The organism is Nonomuraea sp. ZG12 (genome assembly GCF_052068115.1).
GTDB lineage: Bacteria > Actinomycetota > Actinomycetes > Streptosporangiales > Streptosporangiaceae > Nonomuraea.
Window position 1 is genome coordinate 49,091 of the sequence record NZ_JBQHCW010000035.1, and the last position, 16,612, is coordinate 65,702.

Here is a 16,612-nt window from a genome sequence, read left to right on the forward strand (position 1 = left end):
GTAGGTCCCGACTGGCGCAAGGCCCGAATGCCCGAGCGCGATCACACGCACGTGTCAGGCCCAAGCACGGGCCTGGCGCTGTCTCATTCTGCCCCGTATAACCCTCTACCCACCGCATCACCATCACGTTTCAAGGACACACATGCGCACCGTCAACGCCTACGCGGCACCGTCCGCCACCGGGCCCCTCGGCAAGACGACCATCGAGCGACGCGACGTCGGCCCGAAGGATGTCATGATCGAGATCGCCTACTCCGGCATCTGCCACTCCGACATCCACATGATCCGCGGCGACTGGGGCCCGATCCAGTACCCGCTGGTCGTCGGCCACGAGATCGTCGGCACGGTCTCGGAAGTCGGCTCCGAGGTCACGAAGTACCAGGTCGGCGACCGTGTCGGCGTCGGCTGCATGGTCAATTCGTGCGGCGAGTGCGAGTACTGCCGGCGCGGCGACGAGCAGTACTGTCAAGGGGAACACCCAGACCTACAACGGGATCGACCCCGCCGACGGCACCATCACCCAGGGCGGCTACTCGCAGGCCATCGTCGTCACCGAGGACTTCCTCCTCCGCGTGCCGGAGAACCTTGAATTCGAGAAGGCCGCGCCGCTGCTGTGCGCCGGTGTCTCGCTCTACTCGCCGCTGCGCCACTGGCAGGCGGGCCCGGGCAAGAAGGTCGCCATCGTCGGCCTCGGCGGTCTCGGTCACATGGGCGTGAAGATCGCGGCGGCCCTCGGTGCCGATGTCACCGTGCTCTCGCAGACGACCTCCAAGAAGGAGGATTCCCTGCACTTCGGCGCGACGGCTCACTACGCGACGACAGACCCGGAGACCTTCACCCAGCTCGCGAACTCCTTTGACCTCATCGTCAACACCGTCTCGGCGAAGATCGACATGGGCGCCTACCTCGGCCTCCTCAAGGTCGACGCGACCCTGGTGAACGTGGGAGCCCCGGCGGAGCCTCTCGAGGTCCCGGCCTTCGCTCTCATCCCCTCTCGCCGCAGCTGGGCTGGATCGTCGATCGGGGGCATCCGTGAGACCCAGGAGATGCTCGACTTCTGTGCCGAGCACGGAATCGTGCCCGAGACCGAGCTCATCAGCGCCGACGACATCAACGACGCCTACGAGCGGGTACTGAAGTCCGACGTCCGCTACCGGTTCGTCATCGACGCGGCAACCCTCGCATAACGACACCGCCAGATGACGAAGCGCCCCCATGATCGGCGAATCGCGGCCGACTCCCACCAGGCGCGGCGTATGGCCGCGCCTGGTGGACGAGAGCGGCTTTGGGGCCTGGCGGAAAACCAACGGACATGATCCCGCGTCTTGGACGGTGTCCGTAAGACGTTCCGCTAACGGACACCGTGATCAGCCGTCTTTGTTCTCCTCGTCAGCTGACGCCGGATCGCGCAGCGGGTGGGCGCGCAGCTGCGTGACAGCGGCGTCCAGGTAGCGGGTGGTCCACAGCACGACCGCGTTGAACACCAAGGCCCAGGGAGCCGAGTTGGTCTTCCCGCCCTTCGCGGTATGCCTGATGGATACGTCCTCGGCGGCCATGGCTGATCTCCCGTGCCAGGGTGTGCCGGGTCTCGCGTTGCCCAGTTGGCCACACCGGCGCCGGCCAGGGAGGCGGGCAGGGGTTCGGTGTGAGCGGCCAGCAGCCGGTCGACGACGGCGTCGCGGCTGGTCAGAGTCAGCTTGGCCTGGCTGGCGCGGTCGTGGTGCCGCGGGGCGTGTAGCCGGGCAGGTGAGTCAGGCACATCTGGTTGACTGTCTCAATCAGCCGTTCGATGTTCCCGTGGCCGTGCGGCTGGCCCTTGAGCGAGAAGACGGGCTGGACCCTCAGATCGGCCATGACCTGTTCCAGATGCGCCGAGGTGAAGTCGGATCCGTGGTCGAGGTGGAAGACCGACGGGATGCCGCATACGTACCAGTCCGGTTCGCCTTTGCGCCAGATCGCGTGCCGGAAGGTCGGCGCGGTGGTCAACGCCGAGGGCGCGGCCAGGTTGACGGCGTATCCGGCGATGGCGCGGGAGCGGTCGTCCTCGATGGCGGTCAGCCACGGCCGGGCCGGTCGGCCCTTGTCGTCGAACGCCCAGATGTCCAGCTCGGTGTGGTCGGCCTGCCAGATCTCGTTCGGAGCCTTGGCTTCGCGCCGGTACACCAGGTCGTAGATCTCCCGGTACTTCTTGGTGCCCTCAAGGCCGAGGGTGACGACCAGCGCGGGGTCCAGGTCCGCGACGATACGGGCCACGGTCCGGTAGGGGGCAACGGCCAACCGCGCGCCTCGGCGATGCTTTCGGCCTGCCGGTGGATGGCGGCCGCGCTGGGGGCGCGGCCTGCGCAGAGCCAGCCCCTCGATGAACGCCACGAGCTCGTCGGGGAACCGACGCAGACTAGCCACCGCTGCAGCGTGCGGTAGCAGACGCCGTCCTCGCTCTGGGCAGCGGCCACTTACCTGCGCGTGTCGATCGCTCGCAGTTCACTCTGTTATCGTCCGTCCCCCGCAATGGCCGCCCACCACACCCGCGCGGGCCATGGCAAGCCCATGCAATCTGGGCTCTGTCGTGGTGCGGACGATCGATATCGGCCCCTCCTCCGAAGTGCGGACACCGTGTGGACGCCACATGGGGGGCGGTGCCTCCGCAAGCGGAGATTGGTTCTCCATCAAGGGGTGGGTCTGGAATAGGGCAAGTGCTGTATGGCTCCCGGTTCGTTGGGGCAGATCGCGGATGTGATGGTAATGATTATCGGTGCGGGGATCGGCGGGCTCACCGCGGCGTTGAGTTTGCACGCCGCCGGCATCGACTGCACGGTGATAGAAGCGGTTGCCGAGCTGAAGCCGCTTGGGGTGGGGATCAACCTGCAGCCGCATGCCGTACGCGAACTGGTGGAGCTCGGCCTGGGCGAGGAACTCGCGCAGACCGGGATCGCCACCAGCGCACTGCGATATGCCACCTGCCGCGGCGACGTCGTCTTGACCGTGCCGCGCGGGCGTGCAGCGGGTTACCTCTGGCCGCAGGTGTCCATCCACCGCGGCCACTTGCAGATGCTCCTGCTTGATGCGGTCGTCGACCGGCTGGGGCCGGACGCCGTGCGTACCGGCCTGTCCTTCGACGGCTTCGCGCCGGGCGCTGTGGAGCCAGGTGGCACGGGCTCGGTGGGCGTGCGGCTGCGTGAGAGCGCCACGGGCCGGCTGGTCAAGGACGGCGCAGACGTCGTGGTCGGTGCGGACGGGCTGCATTCGGCTGTTCGGGCCCTGCTGCATCCGCGCGAGGACGAGTTGCGCTGGAGCGGGATCACTATGTGGCGGGGCGTCACTGAAGGCGATCCCTTCTTCGACGGTGCCACGATGGTGGTTGCGGGCACGCAATTCGGTGCCAAGATCGTTGCGTATCCGATCTGCCCGAAGGCCAGGGCCCGCGGCAAGGCGCTGGTGAACTGGGTGGCCGAGGTGCGCACCGCCCCGGCGGGCACCCCGGCGGCCGAGGCGGACTGGTGGCGTTCGGGACGTCTGGCCGACGTGCAGCCGCACTACACCGGCTGGGTGCTGCCCTACCTGGACGTGCCGGAACTCATCGCCCAGGCGGATCGGATCCTGGAGTACCCGATGGTGGACAAGGCGCCCCTGCAGCGCTGGGGCACCGGCCGGGTCACGCTGGTGGGCGACGCTGCGCACCCGATGTACCCGGTCGGCTCCAACGGCGGCTCCCAGGCGGTGTTGGACGCCCGCTACCTCGCCCTGGCCCTGGCTTCCGAACCGGAGTCGGAGGCAGCGCTGGCCAGGTACGAGCACGAGCGGCGCCGGCAGACCGACAGCCTCGTCACCTCTGGTCACCGCTTCGAAGTCGACGACCTGGTCCGGCTCGCCGAGCAACGCGCTCCTGGCGGCTTCACCGACATCACCGCGGTGCTCACAGCTCAGGAGCTGTCGCGCGCGGCTGACGCCCACCGGCGTGTTGCCGACATGGACGTTCAGGCGCTCAATGAACGCCCTTCCTGGACCGTCTCCCGCTGACGCTGACCGCGCGCGTACCATTCTGGTTACAACCGAGACGGCCAGTGGCGTCAGAAGGGGCAGCCCTCTTCGGTACCACAACTGGCAGAAACGGGTCGCGGCGTGTGCGGCCAGGGCAGGTCGGTGCGGACGGAGACGGGATCTCCCGCGACGGGATGCACCGGTCAGGTGAGCAGGGTGTGGGCCAGGCCAAGGGCGGCGACGAGGTAGGCGTTGTTGAGCCGGGTCTTCCACAGCAGCCCGAGCGTGACCAGCGCGATGACTGCGGTGAGCGGGTCGATGATCGCGGTTCGGCCGAGCTGGAACGACACCCCGGCCGTGAGGGCGAGCGCGGCGGCGTTCACGCCGTCCAGCATCGCGGAGGCCCACGCGCGGGAGCGCAGCCAGTCGGTGAGCTTGGTGAGCAGGCCGACGAAGACGAACGAGGGCAGGAAGATGGCGACGGTCGCCAGGAACGCGCCGATGGGGCTGGCGATGAGGTAGCCGAGAAAGGTGGCGGTGGTGAACCGGACCGGGAGTGACCTGGCCGATGGAGACGGCGTCGATGAGCTGCTGTTGGGTGATCCAGCCGAGCCGGTCGACGAAGTCGCCGCGCAGAAAGGCCAGCAGGACGTACCCGCTGCCGTACAGCACGGAACCGATCTTCAGCATGGTGGCGAACAGCTGGGCGAGCTGGCCGCCGGTCGGGTCGCCGAAGAGGGGGATCCGCCGAGGGTGAGCAGCCGGACGGCGGCGGCCAGCGCGGCGATCGCGAGCGCGCCGAGCCACATGGTTTTGATGACGCTGCGGAGCAGGCCGAACAGGGCGGGGGTGATGATGGCGATCACCACGGGGACGATGCCGTACAGCAGGCCCTCGACGGCGGTGGTGCCGTAGGTGACGTACGCCCAGGCCAGCACGGTGACGATGAGTGCGGGCGGGAGGATGAAGCAGACTCCGGCGGCGATCTGCAACGAACCCATCTCTGACCTGCGCTGATGAAACAAGAGGGTGCGATGGCCCTGAGCGGTTTGTCGTCAGTGGATCGCTTGGTCGCGGCGTCGGCGGGCCGGCGCGGATCTCGGCGTCGGCGATCTTGCCCTCGAGCAGTGCGTACAGCTGGTTGGTTTCGGTGGAGGCGTGGCCGAGGCGACGGCGTGGGCGTGGCGTAACTGGTGGATGTCGATCTCGACGCGAGCGAATCATCAGAATGGTCGCGGTCAGCTGATTTTGGCGTCGGAGGGGGCTCGGGGGCTTCGTGGTCGACACGCAGCGGCAGTGACAGCTCCTTTTCAGGCCGCGGGGATCGCTTCGATGGTCTTCATGTGCTTCTCGCCCCATTCGCCCAGGGGGATGAGGGCTTGATTGAGTGACTGCCCGAAGTCGGTCAGGGAGTACTCCACCTTCGGCGGGACCTGCTGGTACACCTCGCGGTGTATCAGACCGCAGTGCTCCATCTCGCGGAGCTGGATGATCAGCGACTTCTCGCTGATGCCCGGTACGGCCCTGCGTAGCTCTCCGAAGCGCCGGGGTCCGTCGTGCAGCCCCCACAGGATCAGCGCCTTCCACTTGCCGCCCACCACGTCCACGGCGGCGTCCAGCCCGCACGAGTAGCTGCGCTTCTTCACCCTGACCCCTTCAAAACTGAAAAAAGGTATGTACCTGAACAAATAGTAGGTACTTGTTGAAAGTACTGCAAGGAAAGCAGGATCGGTGATGCCGCGGAAGGGACCCATCCCGCGGCATCACTCATCACTTCACCAGCACGGAGACCATCTTGAACTACGGGCGCATCACCGCCAACGACATCGACTTCTCCTACGCCGAGGAGGGAAACGGGCCGCTGGCCCTGCTGCTGCACGGCTTCCCCGAGTCCGGCGACGTCACCTACCGCCACCTCATCCCGGCCCTCGCGGCAGCGGGCTACCGGGCCGTCGCCCCCAACATGCGAGCCTTCGCCCCCACCGCGCTTCCGGCGGACGGCAGCATGCTGCTCAGCGACCTCGTCGACGATGTCAACGCTCTGCACCAGGAGCTCGGCGGAGGCGGCGACTCGATCTTGGTGGGGCACGACTGGGGCGCGGGCATGGCCTGGTCCGCCGCCGCCACGACCCCGGAGCGGTGGTCGCGGCTCGTGGTCAGCGACGTCCCGCCCCTGCCGTTCTTCGCCGCCTACGCCAACACCTTCGAGGGCATCGAGAACCTCAACCATTTCTGGTTCATCCAGATGGACATGGCCACCGAGGTCCTGGGCGCCGACGACATGGCCTGGTTGCGGCAGGGCCTGCAGGACAAGTGGACCGCCCCTGACTTCGACGCCACGGAGGAGATCGACGGGATGCGCAAGGCCCTGGGCGAACCAGCCCGGCTCCGGGCGGCCTTGGATCTCTACCGAACCAACTTCGGACCTAAGCAGATGGGCACGCCGGAATGGGCCGCCGAGCACGGCCGCCTGTGGGGCAGCCTGCCGAGCCAACCGACCCTGTACCTGCACGGCACCGAGGACAAGAGCGTCGTGATGGACCAGCAGACCCTGGACGCCATCGGCGCTGCCCTCGCTGAAAGCAACGCAGGCTCTGAGGCCGCTTTCGTCGAAGGGGCCGGGCACATCGTCCCGGCCGAAAAGCCGGACCGTTACAACAAACTTGTGCTCAACTTCCTTCGTAAGAAGATCTGAAGGGTCAGATGACGGTTCCCGCACACCTCCACGGCGGCATCGCCGTGGAGGTGTGCGCTCGTCAAGAACCTGAGCCACGGGTAATACTGCGGAACTTTCGCAGCTCAACAAGGTTGTCCATGGTCTTGGCCTGACCTGCCAGGGCCAGAGACAGCCTCATCGAGCGGCGTCGCGACAGGCGCGCCGGCGAGTACGTCCGCCGACGCCCTGCATTGAACGGCGGGCGCCAGGCGGGGCGGCCACCGGGCCGGCCGCACGGTCAGCCCATGGCGCTGGTCAGGCGCAGCCGCTGGGTCGGTGATCAGGGCCCGTCCGCCCCTGATTCGCCGGGCACGCTCTGGACCTCGTATGAGCGTAGGAGGCGGGCGAGTTGGCGGCCCGTCACCTGTAGTGGTTCCTCGCTGCGGTTGACCTGGGCGGTGACTTCGGCACCTTCCAGGGCGGAGATGACGGTGGTCGCCAGTTCCCGGGCGCTCCGGGAGGGGAAGCCGCAGCGCAGTAGCTTGTCGCGGACCAACTGCTCCCAGCTGCGCAGTGCGTCGGCGCACGCCTGCTGAATCTCCGAGTCGGTACCGAGCGTTTCCAGAGCCGCTGCCGTGACGGGGCAGCCGTCGATCCAGCCCGACTCGCGCAGTTCATCGGCGAGTTGCCGGGCGCAGGCCATCACGGCCTCCGCCGGGTCCTCCTCACTGTCCAGTGCCTTTCGCAAAAGCGTCGCGAATTCCTCGGTGCTGTGCTTGATCGCGGCGACGGCGACGGTCTCCTTGCCGCCCGGGAAGAAGTGGTAGACGGAGCCTAGGGTGGCCTGCGCCTCCTGGGCGATCTGCTTGATTCCCGTGCCGACGTAGCCCTGCCGCTGCAGGAGGCGTGATGCGGCCACGACGATCCGGTCCCGCGTGCTGGTCTGCATGCAGCCACCGTATCGGCCCATTGAGTAGAGCGCTCGTTTTAGAGCTGTGGTACGTTCTGGGCACGCTCTAAATAGAGCGCTCGTTTTAGCGAGAGGTGGATATCTCATCATGAGCAGCACCGAGCAGTCGGTCACCGTCATCGGCCTCGGCCCCATGGGACAGGCCATGGTCGGCGCCTTCCTCGACCGCGGCTACGACGTCACCGTCTGGAATCGCACCGCGTCGCGCGCGGACGCCCTGGTCGCGCGCGGGGCGGTGCTCGCACCGAACGTGGAGGATGCCCTTGCCTCCAATGAGCTGGTGATCCTCAGCCTCACCGACTACGACGCCATGTACGCCACGCTCGAGCCCGCCGCGGCCGCGCTGACCGGCCGGATCCTGGTGAACCTCAGTTCGGACACGCCCGAAAAGGCCCGGGCCGCGGCCCGTTGGGCAGCCGAGCGGGGCGCCGTCCAGCTGACCGGCGGCGTCACCGTGCCGCCCTCCGGGATCGGTCAGGCCGAATCATCGACCTTCTACAGCGGACCGCGTCAGATCTTCGACCAGCACCGGTCCGCGCTCGAAGTCATCACGGGGCGGACCGACCACCGAGGAGAAGACCCGGGGGTCGCCGCGCTCATGTACCAGATCGGCATGGTCATGTTCTGGACCTCCATGCTGAGCTACTGGCAGGCCATCACCCTCGCCGACGCCAACGGCCTGACGGCGGCGGACATCCTGCCGCACGCCGTGGAGACCGCGAACTCGCTGCCGGGATTCTTCTCCTTCTACGCCGAGCGCATCGACGCCGGCCGGCACATCGGCGACGTGGACCGCCTCGCCATGGGGATGGCCAGCGTCGAGCACGTCCTGCACACCAACGCCGACGCGGGAGTCGACACCACGCTTCCGGCCGCGGTCGTCGAGCTCTTCCGGCGCGGCATGGACGCCGGCCACGCCGCGGACAGCTTTTCCACCCTGGTGGAGTCGATGAAGACGGCTGAGGCATAACCGCGCCCGCCCGACGAGCGATCCCCGCGCCGGACATGATCAGCAGAGGCGATCTGACCGACGAAGAGTGGGCCATGCAGGAGCCGCCGCTGCCGGTGAGTGGTAACCGATGCGGCCGATGGCGCAGCCACCGCCAGGTGATCAACGGAATCATTCACCGGCTGAGCACCGAAGTGCAGCGGCGTGACCTGCCCCAGCGGTTCAGCCCGTGGCAGACCGTCCACAAGCGGCAGCTGCTGTGGTCGGCGGACGGCACCTGGGACAGGCTCCTGCAGCATGTCCAGGCCGTCGCCGACGCCACAGGGGACATCGACTGGAACATCAACGTCGATTCCACCTCAGTACGTGCCCACCAGCATGCCGCCGGAACACCCGAGCACGGCTCATTCGTCTCGCCGAGCCCTTTGAGAAACGGCGAGGCAAGAGGCGAGTCAGGCACCGCTGACAGCGGCGAACCCGCGCGATCCGCTGGTGAAAACGAGGCGGCAGGCGAAGCCCTCGGGCGATCCCGTGGCGGGCTGACCTCGATGCTTCCCCTCAGCGCAGACGTGAAGTGTCGCCCGCTGTCCCTACTCATCTCACCGGGACAGCGGGCGGACTGCACCCGGTCGAGTCGGTGATGGACAAGATCCGTGTTCCCCGACTGGGCCCGGGGCGACCCCTTCGCACACCGGACAGCGTCGGAGCCGATAAGGCATACAGCAACCGTCAGATCCGTGCCTACCTTCGCCAGCGCGGCATCCGCCACGTGATCCCGGAGAAGAGAAACCACGAAGCCGCCCGGCTACGGCGGGGCGCACATGGCGGGCGGCCCCCTGGCATCGAAAAGGACCGCTACAAACATCGCAACACGGTGCAGCGGGCCTAGTGAGACGGTCCTGAGTTCTGGTCTCGCCACATGAGGTGGGTTCCGTTTCAGGTAGTGACGATGTCGCTGGGGCGCGTTCTGCTGGACAGATGGGCGACACATGGATCACGGCCTGGAACGACAACGCCAAGCCGTTCACCTGGACCACCGACCAGATCCTCGACCGTATCTGCCGTAACTGCGACAGAACCTCAGGACCAGCTCACTAAGGGGACACCGGCACGGTCAGCCGTCCAGGCGATTCGCGGCCCGTTCAGACTCGGGACGGATCCTCGTCGTGGTGGTGCTCAAGGTACGACCTGCCCCACCCGTCGAGCAGGTTGACGATCCGCTCCAGACTCCTGCCGATGCTCGTGAGCGAATACTCGACCCGGGGCGGCACCTCGCGGTAGACCATCCGCGAGACGATCCCGTCCTCCTCCAGTTCCGGAGTTGCCGGGTGAGCATGCGCGGGGTGATGCCGTGCATTTCGCGCTTGAGTTCACCGAACCGATGTGTGCCCTGCAGCAGTTTGTAGACGATCGCCAGCTTCCAGCGCCCCACGCTGGGGCCCGTTCTGGGCGGTGCGCTGGTGGAGCGCTGGGGCTGGTCCTCGGCCTTCCTGGCCAACCTTCCCGTCGTGGGCCTCGCACTGATCGCCGGCGCCCGGTTGATTCCCGAGTCCAAGGACCCCGCGCCGCTGGAACCCGGCGGACGCCGCGCTGTCCATCGCCGCTCTCGGCCTCACCGTCTATGGAGTGAAGCACGTGGCCGAACAACCGTCGGCCCTGTCAGCGATCATCGGGTCAGTCGGCGCGGCACTTGTAGTGATCTTCGTGCTGCGCCAGCGGCATGCCTCCAACCCGCTGCTGGACCTGTCCCTGTTCGCCGACCGCCGGTTCACCGCCGCGACGGTGTGCGTGCTGGTTTGCTTCGGGTGCTACACCTCGCTGCTGTTCTTCCTCACCCAGTGGTTCCAGCTCGTGGACGGGCTCGCTCCCCTCCAAGCCGGGCTGGTGCTCACGCCGCTGGCCGCCGCCAACGCGGTGGGCGCCGGTGCGGCAGCGTGGCCGGCCACGCGCTGGGGGCGCCGGCTCACCGTGGCGGCGGCGCTGGCCGTCCTCGGCGCCGCGCTAGCCGTGCTCCCGCTGGTCCTGGGCGGGCCTGCCGTCCCCCTGGTGCTGATCCTCGCGGGGACGGCGGCCGGGGTGGTGATGACGCTCGGTGCAGATCTGGTGATGTCCGCGGCCAGCGAGGAGCGCGCGGGTCAGGCGGCCGCCATCCAGGAGACCTCGTTCGAACTGGGGGCGGGGCTGGGCGTTGCGCTGTTGGGCACGGTCCTGTCAGTTGTCTACCGCGCCACGCTGCCCGGTCCGTCTACTGAGGCGAGCGAATCACTCGGCTCGGCCGTCGCAATCGCCGCGACGCTCGCTCCCGCGCAGGCGGGCGACCTGCTGCAGGCAGCCCGAGCGGCCTTCCACTCGGGCGTGAGCGCAACCCTGACCGGCGCTGCGGCGGTGCTCTGGCTGACCGCCGCCATGGCCGTGCTGTTGTTGCGGCACCAACGCGGCCAGCAGCATCCGTGAGATTGCGACCTGACCCGGACACCCACAGACGCTGGCCCAGCGTGATCGGGCGACTCGTAGCAGTTCATTTGAGGGCGGTGCAGGCGGTCCGTAGCAGACGTAGTAGACGATCCCGTCGGGGTTGGCCATCGACCGGCCGACGTCTTCCCGTCGTCGACCTCGGTGGATCGATGCAGTTGATCGCACTGGTCGGCGCTGCGGTGAAGGACGTGCGCGTGGGAACCGGCAGGTCCAGACGGGAGACCGCGTCGCCCGGGGTCAGGTAGCCGGTCTGCAGGGCGAAGGGGTGGTAGGTGCTGATGGCCACGTCGGCCTCGCCGCCGATGGCGAAGTCGATGGGGTCGCTGACGGCTTCCTGGCCGAGCTGGATCGTTACATGGGGGCTCCGCCGAAGATGACGGCGGTGTCGGTGTCGGTGCCGCTGTCGATCGCGGTCGCCGTGGTGCGTGCCGCCAGGCGGGTGTAGGCGATGGTGGGAGGACGGGTGCCGTAGAGGTTGCTGAGCCGCAGCCGCGGGCGGTCTGCGCCGCCGCGCACGCGGACGACCTGGCGGAGAGTCTGGTTCAGTGAAGCCGCGCGGGGGGTGGATGAGGGGCATCGGCTCGTACGGGTTGATGGGGTCAGTTCTCCAGAAGGGCCAGCAGGCGGCGGGTCAGGTCGTGGAGCCGGGCCGCGGCGCGGGGGTCAAAGGCGGAGCCGTCCAGGTTGATCGGGTCGAAGCGCATGAACGCGGTGAGCGGCGCCGTGGGCGGGGCGTCGATGCGGGCGATGATCGGTTTGATGCCTTCGCCGACCGGTCGGCCGTGCCTTTTGAGCGTGGCGACATGGGCGGCGGTGGGCGGGTCGTACTCGCCTGCGAAGCTGGTGGCCACCGGGCCGGGGTTGATCAGCACATACCGGGTGGGGCCGGTCGTCTGGCGGGCGGAGTAGGCGACCGCGAGCAGGTCATTGGCCCGTCCGGCCTGCATCTGGGCGGCCATCCCCGCGTAGCCGTGTTCGAGCATGAGGTCGTCCCAGTGGATGCGGCCCATGGGGACGCCGGGGCCGGAGACGTTGACGATGACGCCGGGCGCGATCAGACCGTGGCTGAGGATGAACCTGCTCAGGTACTCCAGGGCGAAGACCCCCTCGACGCCCTCGGCGGTGACGAACCGGGTTGACCGGAAGTACCGGGCACACAGCACCAGCGCGTCCACGGCGGGGTGGCGGTCGTTGATTTCCTTGAGGACCCTTCTGTTCTCGCGGAACAGGCTCAAATCCGCAGGAATGACGTGGGCTCCGGGCAGCGTGGCCGCTTTAGCCGCATCGCGGCCGATGACCACCACGGTGTCGCCTCGCTCCAGGTATGTGGAGGCCAGCGCCCGGCCCATGCCGTCAGTGCCGCCACTGATCACGATGGTCTTCGCGGTGCTGGTCATCAGGACGCCTTTCCGGAGGTCACGGGTTCGGGGTGGGCGGTCGGCGTGTGGGTGCGGCCTGGTAGCAGCGGGGTCGCGGCGAGCACGGCCGCGATGAGCACGAGGACGAGCCAGAAGACACTGTGGAAGCCGGTGATCACCTCGATGGAGGTCTGCAGGATGAGGGTGACCATGGCGATGCCGATTGCGGCCCCGAGCTGGTTGAGCATGTAGAGCACCGAACTTCCCTGCGCGACCAGCGGGCCGGGCAGGCTCCGGTAGAGCGAGCCCATCGTCGGTGCGCTGAAGCAGCCCATGCCCAGGCCGATGGTCAGCGCCGCCAGCACCGGCCACGCCTGGCTGGTATCGGCGTCGATCTGGGTGAAGATCAGGGCGCTGAGCCCGGCCAGGAGCGCGCCGCCGGCGGCCATGCCGCGGGCGCCGACCTGGTCCGACAGCCGTCCCGCGAGCGGCATGGCGATGGCGCCGCCCAGGCCCGCTGGGGCCATCAGCAGCCCGGCGGCGAGCACCCCGTGGCCGTGTGCCTGCTGGTAGTACAGCGGGAGCGCGAACAGGGTGGCGAAGTTGGCCAGGCCGCCCAGCCCCATGATGGTGACGCCGGCGGTGAACCCCCGGCTGGCGAACAGCCGCACATCGATCAGCGGCGGTGTGCGGCGGGCACCGAGCGCGCGCAGGACGTAGCCGATGATCAGCACGATGCCCGCGGCCAGTGGCAGCAACGCCTGCCAGGCGGTGAACGCTCCGTGCTCAGCCGTCTGCGACAGAGCCAGGACGAGCGCGGAGAACCCCGGCGCGAGCAGGGCCAGCCCCAGGACATCGAGCCGGACCGCCGGGTCCCGTCCGGCCGGGGGGTCTGCGGGCAGAACCCGTACGGCCAGCAGGTACGCGATCAGCCCGACGGGCACGCTGAGCAGGAACATCCACCGCCACGACAGCCCACCCAGCACGGCGCCACCCGCGATCGGCCCCAGGACCGGGCCGAGCGACAGCACCACGCCCATCAGCCCCATGACGCGTCCCGCGCGTGCCGGTCCGGCCGCGCGAGCCAGCAGGATCAGCACGAGCGGGTCGAGTACCCCGGCGCCGAAGCCCTGCAGGGTGCGGAAGGCGATCAGGCTGCCGGCATTCCAGGCCAGCCCGGCGGCCAGCGATCCCGCCATGAACACCGCCAGGCCCGCCAGCCACAGTCGCCGTCCGCCGTACCTGTCGACCGCCCAGGTGGTGAAGGGGATGGTGGCCGTGACGGCGAGCAGGAAGCCGGTGGAGGCCCAGCCGACCGTGCTGAGCGAGGCGTCCAGAGCGCTCGCCAGCGTCTTGGTGGCGACTGCGGCCATCGTGCTGTTGAGGATGCCCAGCAAGCCGCCGAGCAGGACGACGCCGATCAACGCCCGCAGTGGCCGGTCCAGACGGTCATCCGAAGAGATTGAACTCATAGGTTCAAATTAGTTACCTGAACAATCCAGTGCAACTCGCCTGTTCATATTGCTGAACCAGTGAGTACAATCGGGGGCATGGCCACCGCACGGGGACGCATCGACAAACGGCAGGCGATCCTGGACGGCGCCTTTGTTGTGTTCGCCCGCCAGGGCTACGCCCAGGCCTGCGTGCAGGAGATCGCCAATGAGGCCGGCGTGGCCAAGCCCACGGTCTACAACCACCTCACCGACAAGGCGACCCTCTTCCGGCACGCGATGCAGGCCGCGGCCCAGAGCGTGCTGGACCAACGACTCGCCGCGCTGAAGCCACTCACCGAGCCCGGCCCCGACCTCCGCACCACGCTGGAGGAGGTCGGCCACCGTCTGGTGCGCCTGCACACCGACGACCGCTCCTGCGCCCTGCGGCGCCTGCTGTACGCGGAGCTCACCCACTTCCCCGACATCCTCGACATCGCCGTCGAGAGCGGCCCACATCGTCTCAGCCAGGCGCTCGCCGACCGGATGGCGCGGCTCATCCTCGCCGGCCGCCTAGACGCCACCAGCCCCGATCAGGCCGCCGAACACTTCCTGGCCCTGCTCATCGGCCCGCTGGAGGCGCGCTCCCAGATGGGTACCCGCCAGATCGACGACACAGATCTGCAGGAGATCGCCCGGGCCGCCACCCACACCTTCCTCCAAGCCTTCGGCGCTGAGAACGAAAACGCGCGGCGGCCGCCTGCCCGATGACCTCCTGCGCCGCCAGAGACCGGAAGCCGGGGCCGCGGCGGCACAGAAAGGCGACGATCGTGATGAGGTCCTGCAGGGAGCGAGCGAGCCGGTCGAGCGAGGGGACGACGAGGGTGTCGCCGGGCGGCAGAGGTCCAGTACCTTAATGAGCTCTTCCCGCTCGGCGTTCTTGGCGCTCAGCTTTGTCGGCGACGACGCGATGCGGCCGACGCCCTTGAGCGCGTCGTCTCCCAGGGAGATCGACTGCATGCATCGGGTCAACGTCTTGTAACTGCGGTAAGCCTGGCGGTGCAGGGAGACCACTACATTGAGGCTGTCGCACCTTTCGTCTCATCCTTCACGTCTGTCCTTGTCGCCTGCCGGGGAGCGCACCTAGATGAACTGGTTCTACGTCGTGGGGATCATCCTCTTCCTCCTCGGGTTGATGATCTCCATCGCGCTGCACGAGCTCGGCCACCTGGTGCCGGCCAAGTTCTTCGGCGTCAAGGTGACCCAGTACATGGTGGGCTTCGGCTCCACAGCCTGGTCCTGGCGCAAGGGCGAGACCGAATACGGCATCAAGTGGATCCCGTTCGGCGGCTACATCCGCATGATCGGAATGCTGCCGCCGCGCCCCGGAGAAGATCCCGCCAAGGTCAGGAGCACAGCGACAGGACCTTTCCAGGGGCTGATCGAGTCGGCCCGCGAGGCCGCGCTGGAAGAGGTGCGTCCGGGCGACGAGAACCGCGTCTTCTACCGCAAGAAGTGGTGGCAGAAGGTCATCATCATGTCCGGCGGGCCACTGATGAACTTCGTGCTGGCGTTCGTCTTCTCCGCCATCCTACTGGTCGGCATCGGCCTGCCCGCCGATGCCCCGATCGTCTCGCCCGCCACCGAAACGTGCGTGATCCCCATCTCCGAGCAGCGCGCCGCCTGCGAGCCCGGCGACCAGCTCACCCCGGCCGCGCAGGCGGGCCTCAAGCCAGGCGACCACATGGTCTCCTTCAACGGCGCCATGATCGGCTCCTGGGACAACGCCATCCGCCTGATCCGCTCCCACGGTCCCGGCCCGGTCAAGCTCGGCATCGTGCGCGACGGCAAGCCGATGACGATCGCCCTCACGCTCATTGCCCAAGACCGGCCCAACTTCGCAGACCCCGAGAAGATCGACAAGAACGTCGGCTTCCTCGGCGTGCGGCCCACCAAGGTGAGGGAGCAGCAGAGCATCGGCCAGGTGATCGGCTACATGGGCGGGCAGACGGTCAGGGTCGCGGGCTCGATCTTCAACCTGCCGGAGAAGATGGTCGGCATCTGGCACGCGGCCTTCTCCGGCGACGAGCGCGACCCCGAGGGCCCGGTGGGCATGGTCGGCGCGGGCCGCTTGGGCGGCGAGATTCTGGCCTCCGACCTGTCCAACGAGGAGAAGATCGCCACCTTCGTCAGCCTGCTGGCCGGCTTCAACCTGGCGATCGGCATGTTCAACCTGATCCCGCTGCTGCCGCTCGACGGCGGGCACATCGCGGGCGGACTCTGGGAGGGGCTCAAGCGGGCCTATGCCAAGGTCATGCGGCGGCCGAAGCCCAAGTACGTCGACATCGCCAAAGTGCTACCGCTGACGTACGCGGCGGCGCTGGCGATGATGATCATGGCAGCCCTGCTCATCTACGCCGACCTGGTGAACCCGCTCACACTGACGAACTGACGGACCGGTTCGTGATGTTCGCCGACCCCCTGCCATGACATGCTGCGCACAGGGCACCCGACCTACACCGATGTGGCTCGGCGAGGGTCTCACGGTGCCCGGCTGTCTACGGCTGATACCCAGCGTCTGCGGGCGGCGCTCCCTGATGCCTCCCCACGGTCACGGGTCGCGATCCTGGTCGGCGAGCAGGATGAATTCGCCGTCCTGCGAGATGCGGGCGTCGCGGATGTCCCTCCTTGCTGTCTCACCTTCTATACGAACGACGCTCCCGCGAATCGACAGCCGTCCTGGCTCAGGTGTAGTAGCCGTCGACCGGGGCGCGGGCCTCGTCGTAGAGCGCCGGG

General features: G+C 68.0%; 17 protein-coding genes and 5 pseudogenes. 9 read left to right on the forward strand and 13 right to left on the reverse strand.

Annotation, left to right across the window (positions count from 1 at the left end):
• Positions 1-142 precede the first annotated feature (142 nt).
• Both ACTMTF_RS45245 and ACTMTF_RS45250 read left to right on the forward strand, forming a co-directional pair.
• Positions 143-589 carry an alcohol dehydrogenase catalytic domain-containing protein gene (locus ACTMTF_RS45245; RefSeq protein ID WP_441116271.1) on the forward strand — a complete coding sequence of 149 codons (447 nt, stop codon included), beginning with the start codon at positions 143-145 and terminating at the stop codon, positions 587-589.
• Positions 573-1,187, forward strand: a complete 615-nt coding sequence (locus tag ACTMTF_RS45250) for an NAD(P)-dependent alcohol dehydrogenase (protein WP_441116272.1) — start codon at positions 573-575, stop codon at positions 1,185-1,187. The genes ACTMTF_RS45245 and ACTMTF_RS45250 overlap by 17 nt, the downstream gene beginning before the upstream one ends.
• Positions 1,188-1,421: 234 nt before the next feature.
• Here the strand turns inward: ACTMTF_RS45250 and ACTMTF_RS45255 are convergent.
• Together ACTMTF_RS45255 and ACTMTF_RS45260 are read right to left on the reverse strand one after the other, a co-directional pair.
• Positions 1,422-1,593, reverse strand: a pseudogene (locus ACTMTF_RS45255) (Tn3 family transposase); the annotation flags it as partial.
• Positions 1,594-1,692: 99 nt separating this feature from the next.
• Complete coding sequence (locus tag ACTMTF_RS45260; protein ID WP_441116273.1) at positions 1,693-2,403, reverse strand: DDE-type integrase/transposase/recombinase; 711 nt, start codon at positions 2,401-2,403, stop codon at positions 1,693-1,695.
• A gap of 312 nt (positions 2,404-2,715) precedes the next feature.
• Here ACTMTF_RS45260 and ACTMTF_RS45265 point away from each other — a divergent pair, with 312 nt between their 5' ends.
• Positions 2,716-4,017 carry a flavin-dependent oxidoreductase gene (locus tag ACTMTF_RS45265; RefSeq protein ID WP_441116274.1) on the forward strand — a complete coding sequence of 434 codons (1,302 nt, stop codon included), beginning with the start codon at positions 2,716-2,718 and terminating at the stop codon, positions 4,015-4,017.
• A 164-nt stretch (positions 4,018-4,181) separates the two neighbouring features.
• Here ACTMTF_RS45265 and ACTMTF_RS45270 read toward each other — a convergent pair.
• From ACTMTF_RS45270 to ACTMTF_RS45285, 4 genes and pseudogenes are all read right to left on the reverse strand, one after another.
• A pseudogene (locus tag ACTMTF_RS45270) lies at positions 4,182-4,520 on the reverse strand (chromate transporter); the annotation flags it as partial.
• 61 nt (positions 4,521-4,581) lie between these two features.
• Positions 4,582-4,668: pseudogene (locus tag ACTMTF_RS45275) on the reverse strand (hypothetical protein); the annotation flags it as partial.
• On the reverse strand, positions 4,662-4,979 hold the full coding sequence (locus tag ACTMTF_RS45280; protein ID WP_441116275.1) for a chromate transporter: 318 nt from the start codon (positions 4,977-4,979) through the stop codon (positions 4,662-4,664). The pseudogene ACTMTF_RS45275 and the gene ACTMTF_RS45280, both read right to left, overlap by 7 nt.
• A gap of 309 nt (positions 4,980-5,288) precedes the next feature.
• On the reverse strand, positions 5,289-5,624 hold the full coding sequence (locus tag ACTMTF_RS45285; RefSeq protein ID WP_397015457.1) for a winged helix-turn-helix transcriptional regulator: 336 nt from the start codon (positions 5,622-5,624) through the stop codon (positions 5,289-5,291).
• A gap of 149 nt (positions 5,625-5,773) precedes the next feature.
• Here ACTMTF_RS45285 and ACTMTF_RS45290 point away from each other — a divergent pair, with 149 nt between their 5' ends.
• The gene (locus tag ACTMTF_RS45290) at positions 5,774-6,673 is read left to right on the forward strand and encodes an alpha/beta fold hydrolase (protein ID WP_397015455.1); all 900 of its coding nucleotides are present in this window, start codon (positions 5,774-5,776) and stop codon (positions 6,671-6,673) included.
• A 301-nt stretch (positions 6,674-6,974) separates the two neighbouring features.
• Here ACTMTF_RS45290 and ACTMTF_RS45295 read toward each other — a convergent pair whose 3' ends face one another.
• Positions 6,975-7,583 carry a TetR/AcrR family transcriptional regulator gene (locus tag ACTMTF_RS45295; protein ID WP_441116276.1) on the reverse strand — a complete coding sequence of 203 codons (609 nt, stop codon included), beginning with the start codon at positions 7,581-7,583 and terminating at the stop codon, positions 6,975-6,977.
• A gap of 109 nt (positions 7,584-7,692) precedes the next feature.
• Here ACTMTF_RS45295 and ACTMTF_RS45300 point away from each other — a divergent pair, with 109 nt between their 5' ends.
• Positions 7,693-8,574 carry an NAD(P)-dependent oxidoreductase gene (locus tag ACTMTF_RS45300; protein ID WP_441116277.1) on the forward strand — a complete coding sequence of 294 codons (882 nt, stop codon included), beginning with the start codon at positions 7,693-7,695 and terminating at the stop codon, positions 8,572-8,574.
• Between the two features lie 35 nt (positions 8,575-8,609).
• A complete protein-coding gene (locus tag ACTMTF_RS45305; protein WP_441116278.1) occupies positions 8,610-9,194 on the forward strand; it encodes an IS5 family transposase in 585 nt (194 codons plus the stop codon).
• Between the two features lie 501 nt (positions 9,195-9,695).
• Here the strand turns inward: ACTMTF_RS45305 and ACTMTF_RS45310 are convergent.
• Positions 9,696-9,985: pseudogene (locus ACTMTF_RS45310) on the reverse strand (winged helix-turn-helix transcriptional regulator).
• 203 nt (positions 9,986-10,188) lie between these two features.
• On the opposite strand from ACTMTF_RS45310, the gene ACTMTF_RS45315 reads away from it, so the two are divergent.
• A complete protein-coding gene (locus ACTMTF_RS45315; protein ID WP_441116279.1) occupies positions 10,189-11,007 on the forward strand; it encodes an MFS transporter in 819 nt (272 codons plus the stop codon).
• Between the two features lie 372 nt (positions 11,008-11,379).
• On the opposite strand, the gene ACTMTF_RS45320 is transcribed toward ACTMTF_RS45315, so the two are convergent.
• From ACTMTF_RS45320 to ACTMTF_RS45330, 3 genes are all read right to left on the reverse strand, one after another.
• Positions 11,380-11,544 carry a hypothetical protein gene (locus ACTMTF_RS45320; protein WP_441116280.1) on the reverse strand — a complete coding sequence of 55 codons (165 nt, stop codon included), beginning with the start codon at positions 11,542-11,544 and terminating at the stop codon, positions 11,380-11,382.
• An 83-nt stretch (positions 11,545-11,627) separates the two neighbouring features.
• Positions 11,628-12,425 (reverse strand): SDR family NAD(P)-dependent oxidoreductase, encoded by a 798-nt coding sequence (locus tag ACTMTF_RS45325; protein ID WP_441116281.1) that lies wholly within the window; start codon positions 12,423-12,425, stop codon positions 11,628-11,630.
• Positions 12,425-13,858, reverse strand: a complete 1,434-nt coding sequence (locus tag ACTMTF_RS45330) for a DHA2 family efflux MFS transporter permease subunit (RefSeq protein WP_441116282.1) — start codon at positions 13,856-13,858, stop codon at positions 12,425-12,427. Before ACTMTF_RS45330 ends, ACTMTF_RS45325 begins: the two co-directional genes overlap by 1 nt.
• A 78-nt stretch (positions 13,859-13,936) precedes the next feature.
• On the opposite strand from ACTMTF_RS45330, the gene ACTMTF_RS45335 reads away from it, so the two are divergent.
• Entirely contained in the window at positions 13,937-14,587 is a 651-nt protein-coding gene (locus ACTMTF_RS45335; protein WP_441116283.1) for a TetR/AcrR family transcriptional regulator, read from the forward strand.
• A 61-nt stretch (positions 14,588-14,648) separates the two neighbouring features.
• On the opposite strand, the pseudogene ACTMTF_RS45340 reads toward ACTMTF_RS45335, so the two are convergent.
• Positions 14,649-14,717, reverse strand: a pseudogene (locus ACTMTF_RS45340) (hypothetical protein); the annotation flags it as partial.
• A 246-nt stretch (positions 14,718-14,963) separates the two neighbouring features.
• Between ACTMTF_RS45340 and ACTMTF_RS45345 the strand changes: the two are divergent.
• Positions 14,964-16,268 (forward strand): M50 family metallopeptidase, encoded by a 1,305-nt coding sequence (locus ACTMTF_RS45345; protein ID WP_441116284.1) that lies wholly within the window; start codon positions 14,964-14,966, stop codon positions 16,266-16,268.
• A 159-nt stretch (positions 16,269-16,427) separates the two neighbouring features.
• On the opposite strand, the gene ACTMTF_RS45350 is transcribed toward ACTMTF_RS45345, so the two are convergent.
• Positions 16,428-16,612: hypothetical protein (locus ACTMTF_RS45350; RefSeq protein ID WP_441116285.1), on the reverse strand; the 185-nt coding region annotated here is incomplete at its 5' end.